General features: G+C 56.3%; 29 protein-coding genes and 1 tRNA gene. 9 read left to right on the top strand and 21 right to left on the bottom strand.

The window, feature by feature from the left end:
• Nucleotides 1-27 precede the first annotated feature (27 nt).
• Nucleotides 28-858, bottom strand: a complete 831-nt coding sequence (locus tag MWU39_RS05690; RefSeq protein WP_247159025.1) for an LD-carboxypeptidase — start codon at nt 856-858, stop codon at nt 28-30.
• A 55-nt stretch (nt 859-913) separates the two neighbouring features.
• On the opposite strand from MWU39_RS05690, the gene MWU39_RS05685 reads away from it, so the two are divergent.
• Both MWU39_RS05685 and MWU39_RS05680 read left to right on the top strand, forming a co-directional pair.
• The gene (locus MWU39_RS05685) at nt 914-2,341 is read left to right on the top strand and encodes a Mur ligase family protein (protein WP_247159023.1); all 1,428 of its coding nucleotides are present in this window, start codon (nt 914-916) and stop codon (nt 2,339-2,341) included.
• Complete coding sequence (locus MWU39_RS05680; protein WP_247159021.1) at nt 2,338-2,616, top strand: hypothetical protein; 279 nt, start codon at nt 2,338-2,340, stop codon at nt 2,614-2,616. Before MWU39_RS05685 ends, MWU39_RS05680 begins: the two co-directional genes overlap by 4 nt.
• On the opposite strand, the gene MWU39_RS05675 is transcribed toward MWU39_RS05680, so the two are convergent.
• Together MWU39_RS05675 and MWU39_RS05670 are read right to left on the bottom strand one after the other, a co-directional pair.
• On the bottom strand, nt 2,613-3,257 hold the full coding sequence (locus tag MWU39_RS05675) for a glutathione S-transferase family protein (RefSeq protein ID WP_247159020.1): 645 nt from the start codon (nt 3,255-3,257) through the stop codon (nt 2,613-2,615). The genes MWU39_RS05680 and MWU39_RS05675 overlap by 4 nt on opposite strands.
• Entirely contained in the window at nt 3,257-4,198 is a 942-nt protein-coding gene (locus tag MWU39_RS05670; RefSeq protein WP_247159019.1) for a DUF808 domain-containing protein, read from the bottom strand. Before MWU39_RS05670 ends, MWU39_RS05675 begins: the two co-directional genes overlap by 1 nt.
• A 217-nt stretch (nt 4,199-4,415) precedes the next feature.
• On the opposite strand from MWU39_RS05670, the gene rpsF reads away from it, so the two are divergent.
• From rpsF to MWU39_RS05640, 6 genes are all read left to right on the top strand, one after another.
• Nucleotides 4,416-4,781 (top strand): 30S ribosomal protein S6, encoded by a 366-nt coding sequence (rpsF, locus tag MWU39_RS05665; protein WP_247159018.1) that lies wholly within the window; start codon nt 4,416-4,418, stop codon nt 4,779-4,781.
• On the top strand, nt 4,781-5,005 hold the full coding sequence (gene rpsR / locus MWU39_RS05660) for a 30S ribosomal protein S18 (RefSeq protein ID WP_108787525.1): 225 nt from the start codon (nt 4,781-4,783) through the stop codon (nt 5,003-5,005). Before rpsF ends, rpsR begins: the two co-directional genes overlap by 1 nt.
• Before the next feature lie 14 nt (nt 5,006-5,019).
• Nucleotides 5,020-5,673 (top strand): 50S ribosomal protein L9, encoded by a 654-nt coding sequence (gene rplI, locus MWU39_RS05655; protein WP_247159017.1) that lies wholly within the window; start codon nt 5,020-5,022, stop codon nt 5,671-5,673.
• Between the two features lie 138 nt (nt 5,674-5,811).
• Nucleotides 5,812-7,248, top strand: coding sequence for an AMP nucleosidase (locus tag MWU39_RS05650; protein ID WP_247159016.1), 1,437 nt, complete (start codon nt 5,812-5,814; stop codon nt 7,246-7,248).
• A gap of 70 nt (nt 7,249-7,318) precedes the next feature.
• A complete protein-coding gene (locus tag MWU39_RS05645) occupies nt 7,319-7,672 on the top strand; it encodes a hypothetical protein (protein WP_247159015.1) in 354 nt (117 codons plus the stop codon).
• Nucleotides 7,669-9,171 carry a methyl-accepting chemotaxis protein gene (locus tag MWU39_RS05640; RefSeq protein WP_247159014.1) on the top strand — a complete coding sequence of 501 codons (1,503 nt, stop codon included), beginning with the start codon at nt 7,669-7,671 and terminating at the stop codon, nt 9,169-9,171. The genes MWU39_RS05645 and MWU39_RS05640 overlap by 4 nt, the downstream gene beginning before the upstream one ends.
• A 31-nt stretch (nt 9,172-9,202) precedes the next feature.
• On the opposite strand, the gene MWU39_RS05635 is transcribed toward MWU39_RS05640, so the two are convergent.
• The 9 genes from MWU39_RS05635 to MWU39_RS05595 all read right to left on the bottom strand — a co-directional run bounded on the left by MWU39_RS05635 (nt 9,203) and on the right by MWU39_RS05595 (nt 17,171).
• Nucleotides 9,203-10,219 carry a YncE family protein gene (locus tag MWU39_RS05635; RefSeq protein WP_247159012.1) on the bottom strand — a complete coding sequence of 339 codons (1,017 nt, stop codon included), beginning with the start codon at nt 10,217-10,219 and terminating at the stop codon, nt 9,203-9,205.
• Complete coding sequence (locus MWU39_RS05630) at nt 10,219-12,084, bottom strand: M2 family metallopeptidase (RefSeq protein ID WP_247159011.1); 1,866 nt, start codon at nt 12,082-12,084, stop codon at nt 10,219-10,221. The genes MWU39_RS05635 and MWU39_RS05630 overlap by 1 nt, the downstream gene beginning before the upstream one ends.
• A 70-nt stretch (nt 12,085-12,154) precedes the next feature.
• A complete protein-coding gene (locus tag MWU39_RS05625) occupies nt 12,155-12,676 on the bottom strand; it encodes a hypothetical protein (protein ID WP_247159010.1) in 522 nt (173 codons plus the stop codon).
• On the bottom strand, nt 12,673-13,440 hold the full coding sequence (locus MWU39_RS05620) for an alpha/beta fold hydrolase (RefSeq protein ID WP_247159009.1): 768 nt from the start codon (nt 13,438-13,440) through the stop codon (nt 12,673-12,675). The genes MWU39_RS05625 and MWU39_RS05620 overlap by 4 nt, the downstream gene beginning before the upstream one ends.
• Entirely contained in the window at nt 13,437-13,913 is a 477-nt protein-coding gene (locus MWU39_RS05615; protein ID WP_247159008.1) for a GFA family protein, read from the bottom strand. The genes MWU39_RS05620 and MWU39_RS05615 overlap by 4 nt, the downstream gene beginning before the upstream one ends.
• A complete protein-coding gene (locus MWU39_RS05610) occupies nt 13,877-14,527 on the bottom strand; it encodes a DsbA family protein (RefSeq protein ID WP_247159007.1) in 651 nt (216 codons plus the stop codon). The genes MWU39_RS05615 and MWU39_RS05610 overlap by 37 nt, the downstream gene beginning before the upstream one ends.
• 19 nt (nt 14,528-14,546) lie before the next feature.
• On the bottom strand, nt 14,547-15,092 hold the full coding sequence (locus MWU39_RS05605) for an aspartate-semialdehyde dehydrogenase (RefSeq protein ID WP_247159006.1): 546 nt from the start codon (nt 15,090-15,092) through the stop codon (nt 14,547-14,549).
• A 24-nt stretch (nt 15,093-15,116) separates the two neighbouring features.
• Nucleotides 15,117-16,088, bottom strand: a complete 972-nt coding sequence (locus MWU39_RS05600; RefSeq protein WP_247159005.1) for a hypothetical protein — start codon at nt 16,086-16,088, stop codon at nt 15,117-15,119.
• Between the two features lie 57 nt (nt 16,089-16,145).
• Nucleotides 16,146-17,171, bottom strand: coding sequence for an aspartate-semialdehyde dehydrogenase (locus MWU39_RS05595; protein WP_247159004.1), 1,026 nt, complete (start codon nt 17,169-17,171; stop codon nt 16,146-16,148).
• 77 nt (nt 17,172-17,248) lie between these two features.
• On the opposite strand from MWU39_RS05595, the gene MWU39_RS05590 reads away from it, so the two are divergent.
• On the top strand, nt 17,249-18,109 hold the full coding sequence (locus tag MWU39_RS05590; RefSeq protein WP_247159003.1) for an alpha/beta hydrolase: 861 nt from the start codon (nt 17,249-17,251) through the stop codon (nt 18,107-18,109).
• 1 nt (nt 18,110) lies between these two features.
• On the opposite strand, the gene MWU39_RS05585 is transcribed toward MWU39_RS05590, so the two are convergent.
• The 9 genes from MWU39_RS05585 to MWU39_RS05545 form a co-directional block, all read right to left on the bottom strand.
• Nucleotides 18,111-20,333 carry a DPP IV N-terminal domain-containing protein gene (locus tag MWU39_RS05585; RefSeq protein ID WP_247159002.1) on the bottom strand — a complete coding sequence of 741 codons (2,223 nt, stop codon included), beginning with the start codon at nt 20,331-20,333 and terminating at the stop codon, nt 18,111-18,113.
• 142 nt (nt 20,334-20,475) lie between these two features.
• The gene (gene rplS / locus MWU39_RS05580) at nt 20,476-20,844 is read right to left on the bottom strand and encodes a 50S ribosomal protein L19 (RefSeq protein WP_348646369.1); all 369 of its coding nucleotides are present in this window, start codon (nt 20,842-20,844) and stop codon (nt 20,476-20,478) included.
• A complete protein-coding gene (gene trmD, locus MWU39_RS05575; RefSeq protein ID WP_247159000.1) occupies nt 20,841-21,590 on the bottom strand; it encodes a tRNA (guanosine(37)-N1)-methyltransferase TrmD in 750 nt (249 codons plus the stop codon). Before trmD ends, rplS begins: the two co-directional genes overlap by 4 nt.
• Nucleotides 21,591-21,899: 309 nt before the next feature.
• Nucleotides 21,900-22,853, bottom strand: a complete 954-nt coding sequence (locus MWU39_RS05570; protein ID WP_247158999.1) for a carbon-nitrogen hydrolase family protein — start codon at nt 22,851-22,853, stop codon at nt 21,900-21,902.
• Nucleotides 22,850-23,176: a hypothetical protein gene (locus MWU39_RS05565; protein WP_247158998.1), complete on the bottom strand. Its 327-nt coding sequence runs from the start codon at nt 23,174-23,176 to the stop codon at nt 22,850-22,852. The genes MWU39_RS05570 and MWU39_RS05565 overlap by 4 nt, the downstream gene beginning before the upstream one ends.
• A gap of 3 nt (nt 23,177-23,179) precedes the next feature.
• Nucleotides 23,180-23,710 carry a ribosome maturation factor RimM gene (rimM, locus tag MWU39_RS05560; protein ID WP_247158997.1) on the bottom strand — a complete coding sequence of 177 codons (531 nt, stop codon included), beginning with the start codon at nt 23,708-23,710 and terminating at the stop codon, nt 23,180-23,182.
• 9 nt (nt 23,711-23,719) lie between these two features.
• Entirely contained in the window at nt 23,720-24,253 is a 534-nt protein-coding gene (gene rpsP, locus MWU39_RS05555) for a 30S ribosomal protein S16 (protein WP_247158996.1), read from the bottom strand.
• Between the two features lie 52 nt (nt 24,254-24,305).
• Complete coding sequence (ffh, locus tag MWU39_RS05550; RefSeq protein WP_247158995.1) at nt 24,306-25,760, bottom strand: signal recognition particle protein; 1,455 nt, start codon at nt 25,758-25,760, stop codon at nt 24,306-24,308.
• 119 nt (nt 25,761-25,879) lie between these two features.
• Nucleotides 25,880-25,955 (bottom strand) — tRNA-Ala (locus tag MWU39_RS05545).
• Nucleotides 25,956-26,032: the final 77 nt, after the last annotated feature.

Raw genomic sequence — 26,032 nt, 5'->3', positions numbered from 1 at the left:
GAATTTACTCCTTACAGGCCAGCGCGGTTACGTAGCTCGCGGTGGGCTGGCAAGCCCGAAGGGCACTACTCTGTTGGCAGATGTGTGCCCGATTTCCGCTCTGCCGAGATACGGAACACCCGCACGCTCGCACCAGAATTTGGCAATTTCTTCCTCGGTCTGACCGAACTCGACATAGTTTTCCGGAATGTCCGTCACCGCACCCAGACGAAGCCCCGCAATGCGCGGCAAGCTACCCGCGAGATGGAAGAACAACCGGTCAATCGCGTAGAGGTGCTCGCTGACTTCCTCGACCATCACAACGTGTCCTGACAGATCGGGCATCATGGGCGTGTTCGAAACCATCGCGAGCGTAATCAGATTGAAGGCCACTGCAGGCGTCGTGCCATCTAGGCTCGGCTCAAGACCGCTATTATCGCCGTTCAGCCAGTTCAGCACACGGCGCACCGCCTTGCGCCCATTTTCCGACCGTGCGCTAACCGGCATGGAGCCGTGCGCGCATTGCCCGATCCCGTTTCGATAGAGCGCCGCGAGCAAGTATCCGCAGTCGGAAAAGCCGACATAGGTCTTCGCCCGCGCCGCTTCATTCATCCGCGAAACTGCAGCCTCCGCTATCCTATTCGAGCCATAACCACCCTTGGCGAACCAGACTGCATCGAACTGAGGATCGTTCGCGCATTCGAGCAACGCGGTCAGACGTCTTAAATCGCTTCCGGCAAAATGCCCCTCGCGTTCAAAGCACTGGTCATGAAATGTCACCTCGGTCTGAGGGAATTCAGCCGCAACCAAGTCCTCCAGAGCCGCCGCATGATCGCGGGTTATCGGAGTAGCCGGTGCACAGATCGCGATTTTCGTCATCCTTTACACCTAGTTTGCTTGTCAGTGCGCGCGCAAGCCAATAACCGTGCAGACTATGGATAACGGGTATGATCGGCCGGACCTCGAAGGGCGGCCCTTTTTCTTTTGCGGGATTGGCGGATCGGGGATGCTTCCCCTCGCCCAGATCGCGCACGGTTTTGGCCACGAAATCGCCGGTTCTGACAGGAGCCGCGATCAGGGGCGCACTCCTGAGAAGTTCGCATGGCTGGCGGACAATGGCTTTGCCCTGCATCCACAGGATGGCAGCGGCATCACGTCCCCAGATCAAATCCTGATCGCATCGGCAGCGGTTGAAGACACTGTACCTGAGGTCAAACGCGCAAAAGAGCTCGGCTGTCTGCGCATGAGCCGCGCCGAATTGCTCTCCTCATTCTTCAACGATGCAGGCTATTCGATTGCGGTGGGCGGCACTTCCGGAAAATCGACCGTAACCGGTATGATTTCGTGGATACTCTCGCAGGTTCAGCACGACCCCACCGTTATGAACGGCGCGGTGATGAAAAATTTCGCGGATGCCGATAACCCTTTTGCAAGTGCCCGCGTTGGCAATCCACGCGTGTTTGTTAGCGAAGTCGACGAAAGCGACGGCTCGATCGCGCTTTACCGCCCGACCATCGGCGTGCTGCTGAATGTCAGCCTGGATCACAAGAGCATTGAAGAACTGCGCATCCTGTTTGGCGACTACCTTGCATCGTCCGGCTGCGCCGTCATCAATTTCGATAACGCAGAGGCGCGCGGTCTCGCGGGCCGAGCATCGCAATCGGTCAGTTTTGGAATCGAGAACACCGACGCGGAGATTATGGTCGATCCCGACACGATCGAGCAAGAGGCTCTGGAGATAAGAGCAGCCGTGCTAGACAACCGCTCTCGCGAAGCCTTCCCGCTGGTCCTGCCGATGCCGGGGATGCACAACCTCTCGAACGCTTTGGCCGCCATCGCCGCCGTCAGCGCGGCGGGTATCGGCATCGATAAAGCCGTGTTGGCTTTGCGGACCTTCGGCGGTCTAGCGCGCCGGTTTGATGTCGTAGGAAAGACCGAAAGCGGCATCACCGTGATCGACGATTTCGGCCATAATCCGGAAAAATGCGCGGCAACACTTCGCACTCTCAAATCGACGCCGGGCCGCGTCATCGCATTCTTCCAACCGCACGGTTACGGGCCATTGCGGCAAATGGGCGATGAACTGGCGGAGACATTTGCAACAGAGCTTGGCCCCGATGATCTCACGGTAATGTGCGACCCGGTCTACTACGGCGGCACGGTCGACCGCTCTCAGGGAAGCGAGCGGATCATTGATTTGATCACGTCACAAGGAGGCTCGGCAGAGCATATCGCCGAACGCGCCGACTCCGGAAAGCGGATTGCCGAAATCGCGCAGCCCGGTGACCGGATCGTTGTGATGGGCGCGCGCGATGACACGTTAAGCGAGTTTGCCCGGTCCATCTTCGAAGCCATCGGATGACAATCTACGAAGCCGCCTCAGCGCATGCCAAACGGATGCTAGGGGCCCTCGTGGTCGCAATCCTGTTTGTGCTCGTGATTGATCGGTTTTTCGGCCACTCTACCATCGCTTTTGCCATCGCCATCGTCGGCTTGGTCGCAGTCAATCGGCCTATGCTCAAAATGAATTGCAGCACTTGCGGAAAGAACCTTTTCTTCCGCGGAATTTTTGTGGTCCCGTGGCCAAACAAAGTTTGCGGAAAATGCGGGACCGATCTGGCCGACTTGGATGGCTAAGCCTTGAGCGCAGCTAGACCCGCTTTTTCGCGTTCAACCGCGCGTTTGTAAGCCTCTCGCCCTGTCAGTCGCTCTCTGTACTCTTTAAGTATCTCTGGAACACCTTCGTCCAAACCAACTTTTTTCGCCAAAATCAGCGCGTAGCCAACGGAAATATCGGCGACGGTAAATCGATCCGCGCACAGATAATCTCGGCTCTCAAGCCGGTCCTCAACCTTCACCAATCGCTTGTAAAACCAATTGGCATAGGCCTCTCCTGCCTCGGCCCAGCCTTTGTCCTTTTCGAAGATAGCAAACCGCATATAGACCGTTTGCGGAAAGGTGATCGTGGCATCAGCGTGATAGGTGTAGTCGAGATATTCGGCATAGTCTGACTGGCCCGGCGCGATGGCAAGGTCGGTCATCCCGTCCTTCGTCGCCAGATAATGCGCGATGGCACAGCTTTCCGTCATTCTCGTGTCACCATCCACCAGCATGGGGACCGTGCCGAGCGGATTGATCTCCAAATATTCCGGCGCGAGGTAACGTGGAGGAAATGGCAGGATATTCAGATCGATATCGACCCCAGCCTCCTCCGCCGCCCAAGTCGCTCTTAGACCGCGAGAGCCGGCACAAGTGTAAAGAGTGGGCCCGTCACCCATCAATGCGCGCCTTCATAGCCGAGCACTTTGTGCAGCACGAAAGCGATGATCGCGCCGAGCACCAATCCGAGCACACCTGAGATCGCTGCGTAGGTGAACCATCCGGCTACACCGCCCAAGGCGCCGGTCCCCGCAGCCACGGCATATTCTGCACCATGTGCGATGCTATAAAACAAGTCGAAGCCCACTTCATGCGTACCGTGGACGATGATCCCACCGCCGACCCAAAGCATCGCGATGGTTCCTATAAACGACAGTGCAATCAGCAACTTAGGTACCGAAGCGACGAGGAAATGTCCGAACTTCTGCGACGTTGTGCTGTCTTGTTTGGTTAGATGCAGACCGACGTCATCCATCTTCACGATCAGGGCAACCGCACCATAGACAACCACGGTGACGATCACCGCGACCAAGGCTAGCGCCGCTGCGCGTTCCCACCAGACGCTCAAGTCAAGCTCGTTTAAAGTGATTGCCATGATTTCGGCGGAAAGGATCAAATCGGTTCGTACCGCTCCGGCGACCCGTTGATTCTCAAACGCAACAGGGTCTTGAATTTCATCATCGAGCGTTTTGCCGTGTTTGGCTCCGCCCAGCTTTTCGATAACTTTTTCAGCACCTTCATAGCAAAGGAAGGCACCGCCCAGCATCAATATCCAGATGATCAGCCAAGGCAGAAATTCCGAAAGCAGGATTGCCCCGGGTAATAGAATGATCAGCTTGTTGAACAGGCTGCCCTTGGTAATCTTCCAAATGATTGGCAGTTCACGCGCCGGAGAAAGGCCGGTCACATAGCTTGGTGTAACCGCCGCATCATCGATCACTACACCAGCGGTCTTCGAACCAGCCTTACCCGCAGCCGCGGCAATATCGTCAACCGATGCGGCTGCGGCGCGGGCGATTACCGCCACATCATCGAAAAGCGCGACCAACCCTGAAGGCATTGTGTATTCCCCTGCTTCTTTGTTATTCCACCTCCATATCGGCTCCTCGGCTCCCCGCAAGAGCGCGCATTGCAACCTCCCACAGAGCTTGCATTCATCACAGAACCAGCTATGTGCGCGCATCCGCTCTTTCCGGAGTGGTGTTTAAGAAAGTCGGAGGGGCCCCGTCATCCGGACGGACAAGCCAGCGATCGACAGCAATATGAAAGGAAGCGAGATGGCTCTATACGAGCATATCTTTCTCGCGCGTCAGGACTTGAGCCAGGCTCAAGTCGATGCGCTGGCGGCTACGGCCACCGAAATCGTCGAGAAGAACGAAGGCAAGGTCACAAAGACCGAAACTTGGGGCCTTAAATCCCTCGCCTACAAAATCGACCGTAACCGTAAGGCTCACTTCGTGATGCTCAACATCGATGCCCCAGGCAGCGTTGTTGAAGAACTCGAACGCCAGACCCGTATCAACGAAGACGTCATTCGTTACATGACCATCCGTGTCGAAGAGCACGAAGAAGGTCCAAGCGTAATGATGCGCAAAAACGAGCGCGATCGTAAGCGCCGTTCAGACCGTGAGGAGCGCGACTGATGGCACGCCCGTTTTTCCGCCGCCGCAAATCCTGCCCGTTCTCTGGCAAGGATGCCCCCAAGATCGATTACAAAGACGTGCGCCTGCTTCAGGGCTTCATGTCCGAGCGTGGCAAGATCGTGCCTTCGCGCATCACCGCCGTTTCTGCAAAGAAGCAGCGTGAGCTTGCGAAAGCGATCAAGCGTTCGCGTCACATCGGCCTGCTGCCGTACATTGTGAAGTAGGAGGAGAAGAAACAATGGATATCATTCTCCTTGAACGGATCGAAAAGCTCGGCACGATCGGTGACGTTGTCACTGTGAAAGACGGCTATGCTCGCAACTTCCTTCTCCCGCAGAAGAAAGCCCTTCGTGCAAACAACGCCAACAAGGCAGTGTTTGAAGCGAACCGCGAGCGTCTTGAAAAAGAAAACGCTGAGCGTCGTACTGTCGCTGAAGCCGCTGGTGAGAAAGTTGCTGGAGCAGAAGTCATTCTGATCCGCGCCGCTTCCAACGCCGGCCAGCTCTATGGTTCTGTAAACGTCCGCGACATGGTTGCTGGCCTTACGGAACAAGGCCACGAGATCGACAAGAAACAAGTCATCATGGGCGCCCCGATCAAAGTGATCGGTATGCACGACGTGACTGTCGCTCTGCACCCAGAAGTGCACGTCACTGTAAAAGCCAACGTCGCCCGCAGCGACGACGAAGCTGAATTGCAGTCGCAGGGCGTCGACGTTCTTGCGCAGCTCTTTGAAGAAGAGCAGAAGGAAATCGAGGAAGCCGCTGCCGATACACGTATCGACAATGACGGTCTCGAGCCGGGCGAAATCCCTGCCGAACTGCTTGACGAAGGCGCCGAAGCAGAAGCTCCGGCTGAAGATGCCGCTGGCGAAGAAGAAGCCGAAGGCTGATACTCCGCTGGGCTTTTGCTCACACATTCAAAAGGGCGCGGCGGTCGAGAGACTTCCGCGCCCTTTTTGTAACAGCGGCACTCCGCATCATTGCGGGCTGTCATTGCAAAGCAAAACAATAACAATAAGGATCACTGAATGACCCCAATCAAAACCATCATCGAGCAATTGCAGCAGGTTTACAGCGAAGCCGTCTCCACCTTGCGTGCAGACGTGATCGCATTCGGCAAGGATGGAACCATTCCGCCCTCACGCAAGCGGACGGACGGCAGCTATGCCTATCCGCAGCTTACCCTGCATTACTCCGGTGTTGGTGAACCATTGGACCGCAGCCGCGCATTTGGCCGGCTCGAAATGCCGGGCACCTACACGACAACTGTCACCCGCCCTGATCTGTTCGCACCGTACCTTTCCGAACAACTCGAGCTGATTTCAGCCGAATATGAAATCGAAGTGGAAGTCGGCAAATCGAAACAGGAAATCCCCTTCCCCTATGTACTGGATGGCGCGGCTGGCGCAGCCATGGTGGGCATCGCGCCGACCGACATCGCGCAACACTTCCCTTCAACCGACCTCGCGTTGATTGGCGACGAACTGGCCGACGGTATCGAGTTTGACGAGAACGAGGATATGCCGCTCTCGCTGTTCGACGGCCTCCGCACTGACTACTCGCTTGCACGTCTCGCGCACTACACAGGCACGCGAGTTGAGGACTTCCAGGACTTCATCCTTTTCACCAACTATCATCGTTATGTCGATGAGTTCGTGAACTGGGGCGCTCAGCAAATCTGTGAAGGCGGCTATACCGGCTTGACCGGCGCGGGCGGCCTCAACATCGCAGACTGCACCGACAACGCACAAGAGCAGCTAAACGACACCGCTTGGCGCAAACACCAGATGCCCGCCTATCACCTGATACGAGAAGACGGCAAAGGCATCACGCTGGTCAATATCGGCGTCGGGCCTTCCAATGCGAAGACCATATGCGATCACCTCGCAGTGCTTCGCCCGCATGCTTGGATGATGATCGGGCACTGCGGCGGCGTACGTTCAAGTCAGAAGATCGGCGATTTTGTGCTCGCCCACGCATATCTGCGCGATGACCACGTGCTCGACAATGTGTTGCCCCCTGAAATTCCAATCCCCCCGATTGCAGAGGTTCAACAGGCCCTCGCCGTTGCTGCGGAAGAGGTCTCTGGCGTTCAAGGTGCGAATATCAAACAACGCATGCGCACGGGCACCGTTGTCACTACCGATGACCGCAATTGGGAACTGCACTACGCCAGTTCTGCAAAGCGCTTCTCCCAAAGCCGCGCGATTGCCGTTGAAATGGAAAGCGCCACAATCGCCGCTCAAGGATACCGGTTCCGCGTTCCGTACGGCACGCTACTTTGCGTCTCGGACAAGCCATTGCACGGTGAGATCAAGCTGCCGGGTCAGGCCAACAAGTTCTATGAGGAAGCCATCGCGGCTCATCTCCAGATCGGTCTGGAAGCCTGCAACCGGCTGCGTGACGAAGGTGACCGTCTCCATAGCCGCAAGTTGCGCGCCTTTAACGAGCCGCCCTTTAGATAGGCCCGACCGCGTGGAACTACGCATGCGCTCGCCATCGGAGCGATAACCAAAATCCGTCAAACGAATTTCCATGGAAAGCATGGAAAACAGTCTGATCGGAATTGCGCACAAAAGGCTGCGCAGGTCATTGGCCCCTGCGCAGCTTTTGCTCGCATGCACCGCGATTGCCGGGACGATTCTCGCTCCGCGACCGGGCGAGGCCATCACTCTCTATCCGATAAGCGACAATGGCATCGCCGCTTTGCCTGCAATTGTGTCAGCTCCAGATACACGGCTGGTGGCGCGAAGCCCTTTGCCGAGCAGTTATGTTGCGACGGGGAGCTTGCCTAGCTTTGCCCAGCTGCTGCTCGCCCATGGCGTACTTCCATTGAATGCAGCGGTGCCGCTCTGCGGCTCAGTGGCGGCTGAAGGAGGCGCACAATGATTGAGACCGTCGAAGAACTGCGCAAGCGCGGGTTAGTCTTTATCGCGGGCGGCGGATGGCTCGTTACGCTGAGCCTATTGCTGATGGCTTTTCTTCCCGGCTCGCAAGCAGCTTGGGCTGCGCTAGCCAGCGCCATTTTGAATATTATCCCAACCATTTGCGCAGTGCGCGGGATCAGTGATCGCAGCGCAAGGGCGGCGACAGGCCTGATGGCCGCTATCCAACCTGCATTCCTGCTCTATGCGATGCAAAATTCCGGCTGGCAGATCGACATGCATCTCTATTTCTTTGTCGCTCTCGCATCTTTGACGGTTCTCTGTGACGTCCGCGCGATCGTAATCGCGAGCACAACAATTATCGCCCATCACCTCTTGCTGGTATACCTACAGCCCAGCTGGGTATTTTCTGGTAGCAGCGGTTTGGGCCGCGTCTTGATCCATGGGTTCGCAACTGTCTTGATCGGGATGGTTCTATGCTGGATCGCGCTCGAAATCAGACAATTGCTTGAACGCATCGCAACGGCTCGCGACGACGCAGAACTTCGCTCTGGAGTGATGGCAGACCAATCGAAAGATCTCCAGCAGGCGCTCCACCGGGTAGAACTCGAACGGACCAAGCGCGAGCAGCTCGAAGTGGCAAAGGAAAAGCAGCGCAAGAATGATCTGGAAGCCTTTTCGCGCGAGTTTGAAACTTCAATCTCTACCGTCGTTCAATCGGTCGGTGCGATCGCGAAAACTCTGGAGCAGACAACCAAACAACTCGATCTAATTGCAAAGGAGACCGGCCACCAAGCCGAAGGGTTCAGCAGTACGGCAAATGCGGCGGCCAAGGCCGCAGATACAGTCGCAAGAGGCGTTGCCGAACTGACAGATTCCATCGCTAAGATCGCCGTCAATGTCAGCCAGCAAGATGAACTGACCACCCTTGCAACGGCACGCGCGCATTCCGGTGGTCAATCGGTCGGTTCTTTGGCCGAACACTCAGACACTATTGGCGAAGCAACACGGGCCATTGTACGAATTGCGGAACGTACAAACCTTTTGTCGCTTAACGCAGCGATTGAAGCAGCAACGGCAGGCGCGTCTGGTCGGGGGTTCACTATTGTCGCTCAGGAAGTGAAGGCACTCGCCATGCAGGCGGCGGAGGCAGCAACGCAGATTGACGAATTTCTCTCGGGCGTGCGCACTGGCACCATTGAGGCAGAGCGTAGCTTCAAAGCAATCGATGAGGCGGTCGTGGAACTTGATGAAGCCGCCAAAGCGATCCGATGGGATGTCGATGATCAGCGTAGATCTGCCGACACAATCCAGAGCTATGCCCGCGGCGCAGCTGATGAGGTTTCTCAAATCGCGGACAAAAGCCGAGTACTCGAACAATCAGCAGGGGACGCGAAGAAACTATCCAACGAACTGGGTAATGCCGCGAGTTCACTGACCGCTACGATCAGCCAGCTCGAACACTCAACCGAGCAATTCGTCGCGAAACTTAAGGCTGCATAGTGTGCAAGCCAATCGGGCTGTTCGCCGCTTTCTAAGGTAGGATGGCCAACCCGTCCCCACCCTCGCCAGTCGGCAGCCGGCGTAAGACTGTGCCGCTGGCATAGTCGACCTCAGCAACGGTGTTGCTTGCTGTTTCGGCGACGTAGATGCGCGTCCCATCATCGGACCATAGGATCGTGACCTGAAAACGCTGCTGCGCTTCGGCTTTTCCGGATACTTCGATTGAGCGGACCACTTTTGCAGTCTTCAGATCAATCACGGTCAATCCGCCATCCACTAGATCAGATGTTACCGCGACATCGCCTTGCGGACGGATAGACAATCGAAGTGGAAACGCGCCCGTATCAATCGTGTTGCGCACCGCCATTGTGGTTGGATCGAGCTCAATCGCCTGATTTGACCCGCGAGCCGAGACCCACAGTGCTGACCCGTCGGGAGCCAACGAGATACCTTCAGGTTCCTCACCCACTGTAACGGTGCGCAGATCCAATGCGTCATCCAGATTGACCCGCGTTACTGTCTTTGATCCGAGATCGGTCGTCCAAACAGTCCGCGCATCTGGCGAAACAGCCAGCATGTGACTGCCATCCTGATTGGTTCTGAATTCTGCAAATTCTGGCGTGTCAGATAGAGGCCCTGTGATTCGGAACACGGATTTGCGCCCCTCAGCTGTCACAAAGATTGCCGTATTGGGATGCCAAACAATGCCATGCGGGCGTGCATTTTCGCCCAGTTCCAAGCTTGCCACTTTGGTGAGATCGCCCGTCTGGAAGACATCCACGGTAGTCCCGCCATAACAAGCGAGCGCAACGTGCTTCCGATCAGGCGAAGTCGCAAGCTCATGCGGATTTGTGCAACTATCAAGCCGCAGCACTTCCTCGCCAGTCTCAAGGTCAACCTTTGAAAGCGTATTGCCGCGCTTATTCGCGACAAACAAAGTCGGGTGAGCCTCCCTCGACTGCACTTCGCCTATGGACGCAGCATCGCCGCCCGGCGCACATGCCGTGATTGCCATCACACACAGCACCGGGACAGCGAAACGCATCATTACCAGCCCTGCTCTTGGCCTTTGTTCTGCTCTTCAAGCCAGTCCATCAGCGGGGCGAAGTATTCGACCATCGCCTTACCCGACATCTGGCGTTCACCAGTGAAGGCTTCGAGAGCGTCTGGCCATGGCTTGGACGCACCCATTTCGAGCATCGCGTTGAGGTTCTGACCGACTTCTTCATTGCCATAGAAAGAGCAGCGGTGGAGCGGCCCTTCCCAACCTGCGGTGTCACAAGCGGCTTTGTAGAATTGGAATTGCAGCAAACGCGCGAGGAAGTAGCGCGTGTAGCTGACATTACCCGGAACGTGGTATTTCGCGCCCGGATCAAATGCATCGTCAGGACGCTCTACTGGTGGGACAATTCCCTGATACTCGGTGCGCAGCTCTGTCCATGCCGTGTTGTAATCCTGCGGCGCTACAGAGCCATCGAACAGGCTCCAACGATAGCGGTCTACCAGCAGACCGAACGGCAGGAAGGCAACCTTGTCCATCGCCTGACGCAGCAGCAGACCAATATCTTTATCAGCGCTTGGCACCTGATCTTCTTCGAGCATATCAATCTGCACAAGATAATCTGGCGTGATCGACAGCGCGATCATATCGCCAATCGCTTCGTGGAAGCCGTCATTCGCGCCTGTCAGGTGCAGGAAATCTTTGTCGTTATAGGCGCGCTGATAATAGTTGTGGCCCAGCTCGTGGTGGATCGTGATAAAGTCGTCAGCATTCTGCTTGATGCACATCTTGATCCGGATATCGTCGACATTGTCGAGGTTCCATGCTGAGGCATGGCACACAACATCGCGGTCGCGCGGTTTCACAAATTGACTGCGTTCCCAGAACGTCTCGGGAAGCGGATCGAAACCAAGCGAGGAGAAGAAGTCTTCGCCTACTTTGGTCATCGCAACCGCATCGAGATCTTTCTCGACGATCAAATCGGTTAAATCATAACCGATGTCACCGGCACCTTCAGGAGCCACGAGTGGATAGATGTTACCCCATTCCTGAGCCCACATATTGCCGAGCAAATCTGCGCGGATCGGACCGGTAGCAGGCTGAACAGCATCGCCGTGTTTTTCATTAAGTTTGCGGCGGACGTAGGTGTGAAGCGCAACATAGAGCGGCTTCACTTCCTGCCACATGCGCTCTGTTTCGGCAGCAAATTGCTCCGGCGTCATGTCATAGCCGGAACGCCACATTGTGCCGACATTGTCGAAACCCAGTTCGGTCGCGCCTTCATTGGCGATGGCCAGCATGCGGGTGTAATCTTCACGCATTGGCGCGCCGACATTATCGTGCCAGCTTGCCCACATTTCGGCGAGTTCTGCCGGTGTGCGCTCCGGATTGCCCATTTCGGCTTCGATGTCCGAACCATTGATCGGTTCACCGTTAAGCGTCCCTTTGCCTTGTCCGTATTGTGCGCCAAGGTCGGTCGCGATGTTGGACAACTCTTCGGCGGCCCCATCCCGCGAAGGGGCTGGCATAGAGATGCCGTTGCGCAGCATATCGAGTTTGCGTGAAACATCAGCATCAAGCCCCTCGATCGACGCATATTTCGCCGCTTCATTGGCGAATTTGACGCTCATCAGGGTCGCTTCGGCACCGTACTTCGCAGCCAGCTTGTTGCTGTCGTAATTGATGTTGGTCGCCTGCAACCAATAGATATGCGCAGCGGTGGTCGAAAACTCGGCCATTTCGGCTTCGGCGGATGCGACAAACTGCGCTGCGCCTTCTGGAGTCAGAGGAAATTCTGCTTCGGTGACTTCTTGCGCAGCATGATCATCAGCGAGCGCTGGCAGCGGCGCCGACACGAGCGAGATCGCCAGAGCGGCAAATGAGGTTTTAAGCGCAGTTTTTGCGAGTTTCATGGATTGGTGATCCTCTTGGTATTGATATCTGGTGCAATGGATAACGGAATGAACCTGTGGGCGAGCTGAATCAAGCGTCGCTCGTCGAGAATCGATCGATAATCAGCGCGGCTACTATGGTCAGGAAGCCGCTCGACCATGTCAGCATCTTAACGGGCCGAACTGTTGAGGCGAAATTAGCGAGAGCGTCATCACCCTCAAAATTCATCAATTGAATGAATTGAGAGATTGTTTCGCCATAGTCGGTCAACAGAAAAACCAGTCCGGATACCAAGGCAATCCAGCCAAGAACCTTAAGCGTCAGTGCGCTCTTCGACCGGTAGTAGAGTCCGCCCAAGATGCAGCCAATTCCGTAGATTCCGATAAAAATCAGGTCGGTGATCATCGCGATAGCCGCCTGATTGGAAAGCCCATCCAATCGCCACGAAGTTTGGATCGCATCGATCGTAGAAGCATCGGGCGCGCTCTGATGATCGCCGATGCCACCCGGGACGCCTTCGGTAATCAAAGGGATATGAAAAGCCAGCGTAACGGCAAAGGCAACGATCCCGCCCCAAAACCACAACAGGAATGTTCGTTTTGAAGGAATCATGATGTTCTCAGATATTCTACGATTGCCTCGCCAAGCTCCGGCTTGGTCGCGCTATCAAGGTGACCTCCTGGGACCGTCTGATATTCCGCATTTGGCAGCAATTCGGCCAAATCGGCGGCCGAACCGTTGTCTTCATCCTTATCACCGCAAAGGACCAGTGTGGACGCCTCGACATTCGAAAGCACCGCCGGATCGAGGTCTTCAAAAGCATTGAGCAACAACCGCGCCGCTACACGGTCGACACCCTGCGATTTCAGAAATTGACGCGAGAGATATGCAGGATCACCGCGCTCGATAGTGTCGAATTCATCAATCACACGCTTAAAGAACGCGGACCGCTTCTCCCATTCTGCAAGGCCAGCCACGCCCATGCCGCATGCGATCAAACGCCGAGGGTGGAGAGCCCCGGTGGCGCAACCGTGGATGGATGTGCGCGCGCCCAGCGAGAAGCCGACCAGATCATATTCACCGTCAGACAGCCCGAGATGATCAATCAGAGCCGCAACATCACGTACCAAGACCCCGCTGGGAAACGCCGCAGGATCATTCGGTGCTTCGCTTTCACCGTGCACACGGAAATCGAGCATGATCGCTTCAAATCCAGCTTCAGCCAATCGCTTTGCATGGCCCCATTTGATCCAGTTCATGTCCGCGCTGGAAAACAGGCCATGAAGCAGAATCACGGGCTTTCCCGCGCCTTGACGGTGGATCGCCAGCTCGGTGCCATCAAACGATGAAAAGGCGGATTTTGATAATTCTGTCATGCCAGCAATTCTGTCCATTCATCTGCGTTTTCAGGCTGCTTGTCCCATTGCGGAATGCCCTCCGGCAAGACAACCCAAGCTTGTTTGCTTATTGTCCAAATATGCGCGACCGGTGCCAATTCAGATGCGTTGTCGAGAGACCCGCCTTTGATCGTCACCTTGCTCGGACGGCTTTCTCCGGCATGATAAATCCGTGTCCCGCACTCGGCGCAGAAATAGCAGTTCGTGAAGGACCCGCTGTCTGTTGGGCGGCGCCACATCAAGACCTCGCCTTCCAAAGTGAAATTGTCTTGCGCAACGGGCACAGAAATCCCGAATGCGCTTGCGGATTGCTTTTGACACTCTCTGCAATGGCAAGCGTAGCAAGCCAAGCGTTCGGCCCTGATCCGGTATCGAACGGCACCGCATTGGCACCCTCCAGTGAACTCTTGTGGATTCACCGCCGTTTCAAACCCTTTTGTTCCATTCGCCATTGAGCCATTTCGATGCGATCCTGCCCGAAGAACGGCTCGCCATCGAACACCAAAGTTGGCACACCCCAATGGCCTGCCGCCTCCAAAGCGGCTTGGTTTTCGGCGATCTCAGCATCAAGAGCCTCCGCGTCAGACGCAGCTTCGGCTTCGAGTTCAGCGAAATCCAGTCCGGCGCGTGTTGCCGCTCCTGAGAGATGATCGCCCTCATTCCAGCCATCAACTTCACCAGAAAAAATGATCCGCGAAACTTCATCGGCAAAGGCCAGGCCCTTGCCTCGGCGCGTCGCAGCCTGCCCCATGCGGCCTATGCGATAGATGTGAGGCTGATCTGCAGAAATTTCGCGCGTCATCAGGTTTTGCACCACGGGATCGGGGCGTGGCCAGCGATACGGAATGCCCAACTTTTCCGCGACCCGCATAGAGTCCATCAAGATGTATCTTGGCGCGTTCGGGTTACCGGTGAACAGAATGTCCGGATCGCGGATCGCAATCGGCCAGACGGTGCGCAAAGTTATGTCGACGTCATACTCCTCGGCTATCGCGCGATAACGCCCAATAGCAAGGTAAGAATATGGAGAGCGGAAGCTGAAAAAGAGGTCTGCAGTGAGTGTCATAGGAGCACCCTAACGCGACCTATCGGAAAAAGCACTGCGTCCCGGCGTAAATGGTCGACACTTTACCATTCTCGAAGAAACCGCCGATCCGGTCACCCAGAGCAAACTCCTCACCCAGAGTGCTATCCTCGATTAAAGTGAAGCCCGGCAATGCTTCGACATCTGCTCTCGAGGCGCCAATGCCAAATTCGCCATCAACTGCGATCTGATCGCTGCCGTTGTTGTGAAACCAGCCAACGAAAATTCCGTCTTTGAAATTCACAGTAAGCCCACCTGAGAAAGAAGCGTTTTCCATGGGGCCAGCACCGCATTCCGGCATAGGTCCGCCGCCAGTGCGTTCGTCAAGGGTAGCTGTTAGTGCAGCAGTCACTTCATTCTGGCCCGCAGCGAAGTAGAACGCCTCTGCTCCCGCGGCGAGCCCGTCTCCGCGTAGCGACACAAGTGTTTCATCTACGGCTTCAATTGGAGCCGCGGCACCAGACTGGCGTTCAGCCGGAGACGGAACATTGCTGCTGTCGCATGCTGCAACACCCAGGATTAAGGCCAAAGCCAAAAATTTATGCATCGCAATCATCCTACCTGGTTCGAATCAGTCTTCCTTCAGCCAAGGCGTTTTCAGGCTCCAGAAAATGATATCCACGTTCAGTTTTGAGACGGCATAGCCTTCAAATTCTGCGCGAGTAAACTTCTTACCGGTCTTCGGGTTCGTATAGGTCAGAGTTGGCGCTTGCACCGCCATTGCAACCACCGGCAATTCATCGCCAACCTTCTCGAAAAATGGATAGGCATTTTTGATCTGCCCGCGTCGGTAAGGGATGATATCCGGCCCGCCCATGCCGATCCCTTTATTCTTCCCGAGTTCGAACAAGCGGCTCATATATTGCCGATCATTGTTCCATTCGCACGGCCAAAAATTGACATATTGGACCACGAGCGAACGCTCGAAGGCAGCACGCGCAGACGCGATATTTTCCATCTGCGCGTCGAAGTAAATGTCGCACGTGAAGCCTTCGGGTGCATCCTCATCTGTCGGCACTTCGATGGCTGTCTCAGGCAGATTTATGCCATAGATGCGTCCATCAAAGCGCTCGCCCAATGCGGCCAGCAAAGCCTGATAGCGCTTGCGCAAATGTGGATTCCATTGGACAGCGACCCAGCCAGAGCCCTTCTCCTTCCCTTCACCAGCATTGTCCTCTTGGCGCACCAAACCGCCGCCATATTTCGGCTCGTTTAGGAGGTAATCGGGAAGGTATCGGCTTTCAGGAAGGAAGAAACGATCCTGCAACTGGATAAAAAGCCGTTTGCCCAGCCTGTTCGCAAGTTTGAGGTCTCGCTCCACCTTATCGAAATTATATTCGCCCTCACGCGGTTCGAGCCCGCGCCAAGTGTAGACGACCTGAGCACCTGAAATATCCGCCCTCGTGAAAAGGGCTTCGTGATTCGCAAGATCGTCACCGCCAACAAAAATGAAGTGCTGCAACTCTTCTTCTGCAAGCTGGACCGATCGTTCAGGTTCTGCAGCGGATTCTGGAGCATCGGCAGACGCAGCCGTGCCCATCATAGAAAGTACGGCAAATAGAGCCGGTGAAGATCGCCAAATCCAGCTCCGCAACATGCCCTACCCCTTTTTCAAATGCCGCCGTCCCAGAAGCTCTGCGATCTGAACCGCGTTCAGTGCAGCGCCTTTGCGCAAGTTATCACTAACACACCAGAGCGAAAGGCCGTTCTCAACGGTCGGATCTTCGCGAACGCGGCTGATATAAGTTGCGCTATCGCCGGCGCATTCAACCGGCGTCACATAGCCCTCGTCTTCCCGCTTATCGACCAGCATGATGCCAGGGGCTTCGCGGAGGATTTCTTGCGCTTGCTCGGCAGAGAGCTCTTTTTCGAACTCAATGTTCACGGACTCAGAGTGACCCACAAAAACCGGCACGCGCACACAAGTCGCGTTCATTTTCACCTTAGGATCAAGGATTTTCTTGGTCTCGACGACCATCTTCCACTCTTCTTTGGTCGAACCATCGTCAAGGAAGACATCGATATGCGGGATCACATTGAATGCGATCTGTTTGGTGAACGTGCTTGGCTCAACCGGATCGCCGACAAAGATCGCACGACTTTGTTCAAATAGCTCGTCCATCCCCGACTTACCCGCACCGGAAACCGACTGATAGGTCGAAACCACCACGCGCTTGATCGTCGCGGCATCATGCAAAGGCTTAAGCGCGACCACCAATTGAGCGGTCGAGCAATTGGGGTTGGCGATGATATTCCGCTTTGAATAATCATCGATCGCGTCCGGGTTCACTTCCGGCACGATCAGCGGCACATCAGGGTCCATCCGATAGAGCGAGGAGTTGTCGATCACGACGCAGCCGGCCGCAGCAGCTTTAGGCGCGTACTCTTTGGCAGGGCCGCTACCCGCAGCGAACAGAGCGATGTCCCAACCGGCCCAGTCGAAATGCTCGATATTCTTGCATTTGAGCATCTTGCCGGTGTCGCCGAATTCTACTTCGCTGCCGTGCGAACGGCTACTGGCAACTGCAGCGACTTCATCAATCGGAAACTCGCGCTCCGCAAGGATCATCATCATTTCGCGTCCGACATTGCCCGTCGCGCCAACGACTGCCACCCGATAACCCAATTTGCATACTCCGTCTGAATGTCTTGCGTGCCTCGCTTACGCAGGTAGCGTGGCATGGCAAGCGATAAGGTGATGAGATGGATACTCGGGATTGGCGAAACAAGGCGAGGTATTTCGACTATCAGGGGCACCAGATTGCCTACTGGGTCGGAGAGAATACGAATGCGCGTCCGCTGCTGCTGGTTCACGGTTTCCCAACCTGCGCCTGGGACTGGGTTCCGGTCTGGGAAACTCTTGGGGCGCAGCATCATCTGATAGCTTGCGATATGCTGGGTTTCGGCCTGTCGGATAAACCGCGCTCAGGGTATTCGATCCATCTTCAAACAGACATTCAGACCGCACTCCTAAATCATCTAGGCATCGGTGAATTTGACGCACTGGTGCATGATTATGGAGTTTCAGTTGGGCAGGAATTGCTCGCCCGGCAACAAGAAAACTCCGCCGCCGCGGGCCTGGGCAAAATGGTGTTCCTGAATGGTGGGATATTCCCCGATCAACATCGTGCGCGGCCGATCCAGAAGCTTGGTGTTTCGCCGTTCGGCTTTTTGCTCGGGCTGCTTTTCAGCCGCAAAGGGTTCGGAAAGAGCTTCTCAGAAGTGTTCGGACCGGAAACCCAGCCAAGCGAAGCCGAGCTAGATGCGTTCTGGGAATTCATCAGCCACAAAGACGGCAACCGCATCACGCACAAACTGCTGCACTATATTGCCGACCGGGTGACCCATAAAACCCGCTGGGAAGCCGCTTTGGTGGCCGCTGAGGACAAAGTCGGCCTGATCAACGGCGCGCTTGATCCCGTCTCAGGAAAGCACGCATATGACCGCTGGCGTGCGACGGTGCCCAACGCGCGCCACCATCTGATCGAAACCGTAGGGCATTACCCTCAAGTGGAGGCTCCCAGAGAAGTCGCCGCAAAAGCGCTCGAATGGCTGTCGGATTAGACTACTCCGGCGGAGTAACGCCGTGGCTCTCAAGGAAACGGAAGATGGTGTTCCACAGATGCGGCGAGATATTTTCGCCCGCGACGCGGTGCGTGTACCCGGGATAGAGCATCATCTCGAACGGCACATTGCCTTCCTGCAGAACGCTGATCAATTCGGATGAGTTCTCAAACACCACGTTATCATCCGCCATGCCATGGATCAGCAGCATCGGGTCGCTGATTTTGGTCGCATCGGGGATGGCGCTCGCCGCTTCGTAAGCCTCGGGCACTTTACGCGGATCACCCATAAAGCGCTCTGTGTAGTGGGTATCGTACAGCTCCCACTTGGTCACCGGCGCGCCGGAAATACCAGCGGCATACAGCCCCCGATCGGCTTGCAGCTGCTTTAGCGTCATGTATCCACCATAAGACCAGCCATAGAGCGCGATCTTGTCACCATCGACGTAGTCGAGCGTTTTCAGGAACTCCGCGCCAACTTTCTGATCGCGCACTTCGACCCCGCCCATCGCGCGGTAAAGCGGCTGTTCGAAATCAACGCCGCGATTGGCCGTGCCGCGATTGTCGAGCGCAAAATAGATGTAGCCCTTATCGACCACCGCCTGCGCGAGAGCACCGCCCCACCCCTTGTCCACGATCTGAGGTCCTGGGCCTGAATAATGGTAGTAGAAGACTGGATATTGCTTGCCCGCTTCCATCTCAGGTTTAAGCATCATGTAATGGAGATCGGTGCCGTCTTCCGCCTTTACGGTGCCGTATTCCGGCGCAGCGTGGCTCGTGAGATACGGCGTGTACGGATGATCGGCATCCAGCGCGTTTTCTTCGACCCACGTCAGACGCTCGCCGCTCGTATCCGCGAGATAGCTTTGGGCCGGCTGATCGGTTTTGGAGCGCGTGATGTAAAGCGAGCGCCCTTTGCCATCCATGCTGGCCGAATTCATATACTCCGCATCAGTGATCAATGTCGGACGGGTTTCTCCGTCTAAGAACGTACGGTAAATCTGCTGAGTCAGCACATTGTCGGTACGCTGGTAGAACAGCTCGCGCGTTTCCTGATTCACTCCAACAAGCGAAGTCGCCGGTGATATGCCGCTGGTAAGCTGCGTCCATTCACTGCCGTCGAACCGATAGAACTGACCATATCCGCTTCGCTCTGACCACCACAGCAAAGTACCATCCGATAGGAAGCGGTAATTGTTGCTGAGATTGATCCAGTAATCTTCGCGAGCCGCTTTTTCCGTAAACCAGACCTCGCTCTCGCCCGTTGAAGGATCGACTTTCAACATGTCGAGCACAGTCTGCTCGCGGTTCTGGCGCTGAACATAGAGCGAGCCATCCGCCGCCCAATTTACTCGGGCGATGTAGATGTCGGTTTCTTCACCGATATCGACCTTAACCCGGTTCTCCCCATCGGGGTCCATCACGTAAAGCTCAACAATGGCGTTGTCAGAACCGGCAACCGGATAGCGTTGATCGAACACTTTCGTGCCTGTCGCACCTATGGCCGCGCGGGTCACAATACCGACGGGACTTTCATCAGTGCGCTGCACGGCAATACGGGTGTCGCTGCCGTTCCACCAATATCCGGTGAGACGGCCCATTTCTTCCTGCGCTACGAACTCCGCTTCGCCCCAGCGAATTGTGTCCTCTTCTTTCGGAGTGATCGGAGCGGCTTCCGAGCCGACTTCACCGACCCACAGTTGGCGATCACGCACGAAGGAGACGAAGCCACCTTTGCTCGACAATTTCGGATTGAGTTCGCTCTCTTCGGTATCCGTCAGGCGTTGAACACTACCATCAAGTTTCGCAAAATAGAGATCGCCATCCAGCGGGACTAGCACCCCCGAGCCATCGCTGGCCCATTGGTAGGAAATGATCCCCTTAAGATTGCCGACGCGCGCACGCTCACGCTGCATCTTTTCATCTTCGGAAAGCTCGCGGCCCGTGCCGAGTGCTTCGCTATCGACCAGCATCGTCCATTCGCCGCTCGAAACATCAAAGCCCCACAGATCGTAACGGTCGCGGTCATCATCGCGGTTGCGCAGCAGGGTGAGATATCGGCCATCTGGCGAAAGCTTCGCCTGACGGGGGCTGGAGCCATTGAGCGATGGCGAAGCGAACACCCGCTCAAAGGTAAGCTCTTTCGGCTCGCTCATTGTGTGATCATCCGCGATCGCAGGAGCGGACAGGACAACGGCAGCAGCGGCGAGAAGCGATAAGCGCATTTCAAGGATAGCCCCTTTGAATTCAAAATCTGCGCGCACTCCTCGCAATCGCACCGCCCCATTGCAAGCCCGCATGCTCATCCAGCCACGAAAAAGGGCGGCTCCCGCAGGAACCGCCCTTCGAATTTCGCTTGTGCGAGATTTACGCCTTTGGAGCGTTGTCCCGACGTTCGGCGATACGCGCACGCTTACCGGTGCGGCCACGCAGGTAGTAAAGCTTCGCACGGCGCACGACACCGCGGCGAACCACAGTGATGCTGTCTACGATTGGGGCATAAAGCGGGAATACACGCTCGACGCCTTCGCCGAAGCTCATTTTGCGAACGGTGAAGTTTGAGCCCATGCCGCGGTTCGAACGGGCGATGACTACGCCTTCAAAGTTCTGAACACGCTCACGGCTGCCTTCTTTAACTTTCACACCGACGCGCACTGTGTCGCCAGCCTGAAACTCAGGAATATCTTTGTTTGCTTTGCCGATTTCTTCGGCTTCGATTTGCTGGATCAGGTTCACTGGTCCGGTCCTTTTTCTTTTCGCCGCGCGCCAGAGGCAGACTGGTCCCGAACGCTGTTGTAGCGTTCCCAAAGGTCCGGCCTGCGTAACCTAGTATCGGTTTCAGACTGTAGCTTTCGCCAAGCATCAACCTTCGCATGATCCCCAGATCGCAGCACTTCGGGGATCGTGCGCCCTTCCCATTCTTGAGGTCGGGTATATTGCGGATATTCGAGGAGCCCGTCTTCGAACGATTCCTCGGTTCCACTAGAAGCCGCGCCCATTACGCCGGGAAGCAGCCGAATGCAAGCATCAAGTATGGCAATCGCCGCCGTTTCGCCTCCGGAAAGGACGATGTCGGCAAGGCTGACCTGCTCGATCTGCGGCCGCGCTTCGAACAGGCGCTCGTCAAAGCCTTCAAACCGTCCGCAAAGCAGCGTCACACCGGGGCCAGAAGCGATCTCCCGAATGCGCTCCTGAGTGATCGGTTTTCCGCGCGGCGTCATGGCGAGGATCGGGGCGCCCGGTTGGCGCTCGGCAGCGCAATCGACCGCCTGCGCGAGAATATCCGCCTTAAGCACCATCCCTGCACCGCCACCAGCGGGCGTATCGTCCACGCTGCGATGCCGATCAGTGGCAAAGTCGCGCATCTGAATGGTCTCGCAAGACCAATCGCCCCGCTCAAGCGCCTTGCCCGCAAGCGATTGGCCAAGCTGGCCGGGAAACATCTCTGGGTAGAGCGTCAGGATTTGGGCGGCGAAGGTCATTCCCAATCGTCGTAGATATCTGGCCTAGCTGCTTTTCGCATGTGCTTATATCCGAAAAACGTTGTGCTGGCCGACAGGAGGAGAACTATGCTCCCAACAGACAATAAGAAACCTAAGAATGGTGTGGATCGCGCTAAACCATCGGTCATCCAATAATAGCCAATGCAGGTGGTCACAAACGGAGCAACTAATCCCGCAAGTAGCCATCCATGCAATCGGTGCTGTTTGGGGTCATCAGTGCTTTTGAAGACAGCGTAGAGCATGCCCAGCGGAAACGCCGTTGTAAGGAATATGCCCACTACAAGAAACTTAATCATCCCAATTCACCCCACCCTTCGCTCGCGTATCAACGCTCAACTCAAACACGTCAGGCCGCGAATAATGGCCATCGGTGTCGAGACTCGCCAGTGCGCCGCCGATCTCTCTCAAGTCCAGCTCCGCATGGAGGATTTCTTCGCCCTCGCCTGCTTGAGCGATCACCCGCGCATCTGGCGCGATAATCATGGAACCGCCACGGTTTAGCTGCTCGCCCTCAATGGCGTTGAACAGCGCCAGCGCATCCGCATTTCCGCCGACCCGCTCCAATCCGTCGAACAGATCATCGCGGTGCTGAACCAGCCCTGCGGCGAGCACAAAGCAGCGCCCTTCCATCGCGTAATGCCGCGAAGCAATGGCGTATTCCTCGCGCACCGTTGGCCATGCGGCCACGTGCAGCGTCTCGCCCAGATTGTGCATCGCTGCGCGAGCCAAGGGCATCCAGTGCTCCCAGCAGATCAAATTGCCCGCATTGCCCCATTCTGCCTGGTGCACGCCCAGCGTCGAACCATCGCCGCGCATCCAGATCAGCCGCTCTCCGTGGGTCGGCACAAGCTTGCGATGATCCAAGGGCGCGTCACCCGGACGGAGCATCAGTTGATTGTTGTAAAGGCTCTGCCGCACCCGCTCATGCGCACCGAGCGAGATACACGCGCCCGTTTCATCGCAAAGCTCCTGCAATGGCAGCAGCCGCTCGTCATTCGGCACAATCGCTTGTTCGAGCATGATCGCGTGAAGTGCTTTGCTGCCTGGATGGTCCCACAATGCCGCACCGGGCGCTTCATCGAGCCAAAGCGGGTATCCACCGAGGAATGTCTCGCCAAAGGCAACAAACTGCGCGCCGCCATCAATGGCTTCGCGGGCAATACGTGTAGCCTTCTCAATACCGCCAGCATAATCGAGCGGGATTGGAGCAGCCTGACAGATGGCGACTTTTAGAGTGGTCATTCGAAGGTACTCAATTCAAAGTGAGTGAGCTTGTCGAGCTTACGGGTTGAAAAATACGAGATCGGAAAGCCGACCAATACCGATACCAATACGAGAATAGCGCCTACACCGACCAGCCCATAAACAAAGTCTTCGGGGTCGGTAGCGAGACCAAAAATCAGGATAGGAATGAGAACGGAAGCAGGACCAAAAACAGAAGCGGCGAGAACCCTGGTACCGCCACTTGCCGTTTTCATCCAAAGCTTTGCCAACAGGACAGCGCCCAAGGTCGCCATGACAAGGACGACTGCGGCTAGGATAAGGACGGCAACGATCTCGGCCATTCGCTAATCGTCGGCGAAATCGGCCGCGATCACAAGTGTTTCCGCGTCCCATTCCAGAACCGCATCTTTTGTCATCGGGACCATAAAGGTCTTCGTACCTTTAGCGGGCGGAGGGTCTTTGCGGACTTCGACAATATCGGTCGCGCCAAAATTCTCGACAGCGATCACTTCGCCAAGCGGTTTGCCAGTATCCGTGACGGCGGTCAGACCGATCAGGTCCGCGTGGTAATACTCGCCCTCTTCCAGCGCAGGCAAAGCGTCTTGCGACACAGTGATTACTGTCCCGCGCATTTTCTCTGCATCGTTGCGTGTCGAGCATTCGGCAAAGCGCGCGACGGCACCGCCTTTATTGTCTGGGCGTACTTTTTTAAGCGTCAGGACAGCGCCCGTATCGCGGGCGATGAAGCTCTTGTGCGCGGAGAGAGCCTCGACACCCTCCCCGAACAGCTTCAGGCGAACCTCGCCCGAAATACCATGCGCGCCGGTGATCGCAGCAAGTTCCACGGTCCGGCGCGCATCGTTATTTTCAACCATAAGAAGGGCTTACTCAGCCTTTTCTTCAGCGTCATCAGCTTTGGCTTCTTCAGCAGGCGCTTCTTCAGCGGCTGCTTCTTCGGCCGGTGCTTCTTCAGCAGCAGGAGCTTCTTCTGCTGGCGCTTCTTCAGCGGCAGGCTCTTCTGCTGGTGCTTCGGCAGCGGCCTTGGCTTCTTCTTCAGCCGCTTTCTTGGCTTCTTCCGCTTCTTTCAGCTTTTCAGCTTTCTCTTCAGCGCGTTCCTTGGCTTTCTCGCCAGGCTCGGCCTTTTGCGGGTTGTTGCGGGCTTCACGCTCCAAAATGCCAGCAGCATCGAGGAAACGCAGAACGCGGTCAGAAGGTGTCGCGCCAACGCCGAGCCAGTATTTGGCGCGGTCTTCGTTGAGCTTTACGCGGTTCTCGTCATCTTTCGCGAGCAGAGGGTTATAAGTGCCGATCTGCTCAAGATACTTGCCGTCACGCGGGCTGCGCGAATCGGATACGACGATGCGATAGTAAGGACGCTTTTTTGCGCCACCGCGCGAAAGCCGGATTGCTACTGCCATTTGAAATTACCTTTCGAGTTTAAATATCTGTAATTACGTAAATTAGTGAATTCTATTTCTTGGGTCCGCCAAGGCCGGGAAGGCCTCCGGGCATTCCGCCCATACCGCCGCCGGGTCCACCAAGGCCGCCCATGCCGCCGCCAGGTCCACCCATTCCGGGCATTCCGCCGCCGCCAAACATCGCCGCGAGCCCTTTGAGGCCGCCCATCTTCTTAATCTGCTTCATTGCACGGCCCATTTCCTGATGCATTTTCAGCACTTTGTTGACCGTCTGCACATCAGTGCCGCTGCCTGCCGCGACGCGCTTTTTGCGCTTCGCATTCATGACACCGGGGTGCGCGCGCTCTTTGGATGTCATCGACCCGATGATCGCATCCATATGGACCAGTACTTTGTCGTCCATGTTGGAGGCTTCCATCGCCGCCTTGGCCTTCTTCATCCCCGGCATCATGCCTGCAAGCATCCCGAGGCCGCCCATATTCTGCATCTGCTTAAGCTGCATGCGCAGATCATTGAGGTCGAACTTGCCCTTCTCGAAATTCTTCGCGAGCTGCTCGGCGTCTTCTTCTTTGATGGTCGCCGCAGCTTTTTCGACCAGGCTGACAACATCGCCCATGCCGAGAATGCGGTCGGCGACCGATCCGGGGCGGAAAGCTTCGATCGCGTCGAGCTTTTCGCCCGTACCGGCAAATTTGATTGGCTTGCCGGTGACCGCGCGCATCGAAAGCGCCGCACCGCCGCGTGCGTCGCCATCCATACGGGTAAGGACAACACCGGTTAGCGGAACTTCATCGGTGAAGCTTTGCGCAACGTTCACGGCGTCCTGACCGGTCAGGCTGTCGACAACGAGCAACACTTCGGTCGGGGTGGAAACCTGAGAAACGGCCTTCATTTCGGCCATCAGCGCTTCGTCTACGTGCAAACGGCCCGCGGTATCGAGCAGCAGCACGTCGAAATTTTGGAGTTTCGCCGATTCCATCGCGCGGCGCGCAATGTCGACCGGCTGCTGGCCAGCAACGACTGGAAGCGTCGTCACATCGACTTGCTCGCCTAGCACCGCAAGCTGCTCTTGCGCAGCCGGGCGGTTCACATCGAGCGATGCCATCATGGCTTTCTTGCCGTGCTTTTCGCGCAGCATCTTGCCCAGTTTGGCAGTCGTAGTTGTTTTACCCGAGCCTTGCAGACCGACCATCATAATGACGACGGGCGGCTTGGCTTCAAGGGTTAGCCCTTCGACATCGGTGCCGCCGAGCATTTCGACCAGCTCGTCATGGACGATCTTGACGACCTGTTGACCGGGCTTGATCGATTTCAGAACTTCTTGGCCGATAGCCTTTTCAGTGACTGCATCGATAAAGCGGCGTGCAACCGGGAGCGCAACGTCGGCTTCGAGCAATGCAATCCGCACTTCACGCATGGCGTCGCGAACGTCTTGCTCTTTGAGCGACCCGCGGCCTTTGAGCTTGTCAAAGACGCCGCCTAAGCGGTCAGACAAATTGTCAAACATCGTCTTCAACTCCTTTTCAGACAGACAGCCTGAAATAAACGCGAAAAACGCCGGCGGACGAAACCTCGTCGGCCAGCGTGCGGAATTCCTCGACAGAAGACCGACTTAATGTCTTTGACTGGTGGAGCCTAGCGGGATCGAACCGCTGACCTCAACACTGCCAGTGTTGCGCTCTCCCAGCTGAGCTAAGGCCCCGTTCCAGTCATTGTGCATACTCGCCGAAACTGGCGGCATGCGGGAAGCGCCCATTATAAGGGCAACCTCCCGTTTGC

Origin of the sequence: Erythrobacter sp. F6033, from assembly GCF_023016005.1 — a bacterium.
GTDB lineage: Bacteria > Pseudomonadota > Alphaproteobacteria > Sphingomonadales > Sphingomonadaceae > Erythrobacter.
This window is presented reverse-complemented; position numbering and strand designations above follow the sequence as displayed.

Bases quoted from the DNA above. Each gene is read 5' to 3' on its own strand.
- MWU39_RS05610 (WP_247159007.1), bottom strand. From the start codon at position 14,527: ATGACACTCACTGCAGACCTCTTTTTCAGCTTCCGCTCTCCATATTCT.
- MWU39_RS05680 (WP_247159021.1), top strand. From the start codon at position 2,338: ATGACAATCTACGAAGCCGCCTCAGCGCATGCCAAACGGATGCTAGGG.
- MWU39_RS05620 (WP_247159009.1), bottom strand. From the start codon at position 13,440: ATGACAGAATTATCAAAATCCGCCTTTTCATCGTTTGATGGCACCGAG.
- MWU39_RS05625 (WP_247159010.1), bottom strand. From the start codon at position 12,676: ATGATTCCTTCAAAACGAACATTCCTGTTGTGGTTTTGGGGCGGGATC.
- MWU39_RS05650 (WP_247159016.1), top strand. From the start codon at position 5,812: ATGACCCCAATCAAAACCATCATCGAGCAATTGCAGCAGGTTTACAGC.
- ffh (WP_247158995.1), bottom strand. From the start codon at position 25,760: ATGTTTGACAATTTGTCTGACCGCTTAGGCGGCGTCTTTGACAAGCTC.
- MWU39_RS05630 (WP_247159011.1), bottom strand. From the start codon at position 12,084: ATGAAACTCGCAAAAACTGCGCTTAAAACCTCATTTGCCGCTCTGGCG.
- MWU39_RS05645 (WP_247159015.1), top strand. From the start codon at position 7,319: ATGGAAAGCATGGAAAACAGTCTGATCGGAATTGCGCACAAAAGGCTG.
- MWU39_RS05585 (WP_247159002.1), bottom strand. From the start codon at position 20,333: ATGCGCTTATCGCTTCTCGCCGCTGCTGCCGTTGTCCTGTCCGCTCCT.
- rimM (WP_247158997.1), bottom strand. From the start codon at position 23,710: ATGGTTGAAAATAACGATGCGCGCCGGACCGTGGAACTTGCTGCGATC.
- MWU39_RS05605 (WP_247159006.1), bottom strand. From the start codon at position 15,092: ATGCATAAATTTTTGGCTTTGGCCTTAATCCTGGGTGTTGCAGCATGC.
- MWU39_RS05600 (WP_247159005.1), bottom strand. From the start codon at position 16,088: ATGATGGGCACGGCTGCGTCTGCCGATGCTCCAGAATCCGCTGCAGAA.
- rplI (WP_247159017.1), top strand. From the start codon at position 5,020: ATGGATATCATTCTCCTTGAACGGATCGAAAAGCTCGGCACGATCGGT.
- MWU39_RS05640 (WP_247159014.1), top strand. From the start codon at position 7,669: ATGATTGAGACCGTCGAAGAACTGCGCAAGCGCGGGTTAGTCTTTATC.
- trmD (WP_247159000.1), bottom strand. From the start codon at position 21,590: ATGACCTTCGCCGCCCAAATCCTGACGCTCTACCCAGAGATGTTTCCC.
- rpsR (WP_108787525.1), top strand. From the start codon at position 4,781: ATGGCACGCCCGTTTTTCCGCCGCCGCAAATCCTGCCCGTTCTCTGGC.
- MWU39_RS05590 (WP_247159003.1), top strand. From the start codon at position 17,249: ATGGATACTCGGGATTGGCGAAACAAGGCGAGGTATTTCGACTATCAG.
- MWU39_RS05565 (WP_247158998.1), bottom strand. From the start codon at position 23,176: ATGGCCGAGATCGTTGCCGTCCTTATCCTAGCCGCAGTCGTCCTTGTC.
- MWU39_RS05685 (WP_247159023.1), top strand. From the start codon at position 914: ATGGATAACGGGTATGATCGGCCGGACCTCGAAGGGCGGCCCTTTTTC.
- MWU39_RS05615 (WP_247159008.1), bottom strand. From the start codon at position 13,913: ATGGCGAATGGAACAAAAGGGTTTGAAACGGCGGTGAATCCACAAGAG.
- MWU39_RS05675 (WP_247159020.1), bottom strand. From the start codon at position 3,257: ATGGGTGACGGGCCCACTCTTTACACTTGTGCCGGCTCTCGCGGTCTA.
- MWU39_RS05690 (WP_247159025.1), bottom strand. From the start codon at position 858: ATGACGAAAATCGCGATCTGTGCACCGGCTACTCCGATAACCCGCGAT.
- MWU39_RS05635 (WP_247159012.1), bottom strand. From the start codon at position 10,219: ATGATGCGTTTCGCTGTCCCGGTGCTGTGTGTGATGGCAATCACGGCA.
- MWU39_RS05670 (WP_247159019.1), bottom strand. From the start codon at position 4,198: ATGCCTTCAGGGTTGGTCGCGCTTTTCGATGATGTGGCGGTAATCGCC.
- rpsF (WP_247159018.1), top strand. From the start codon at position 4,416: ATGGCTCTATACGAGCATATCTTTCTCGCGCGTCAGGACTTGAGCCAG.
- rpsP (WP_247158996.1), bottom strand. From the start codon at position 24,253: ATGGCAGTAGCAATCCGGCTTTCGCGCGGTGGCGCAAAAAAGCGTCCT.
- MWU39_RS05570 (WP_247158999.1), bottom strand. From the start codon at position 22,853: ATGACCACTCTAAAAGTCGCCATCTGTCAGGCTGCTCCAATCCCGCTC.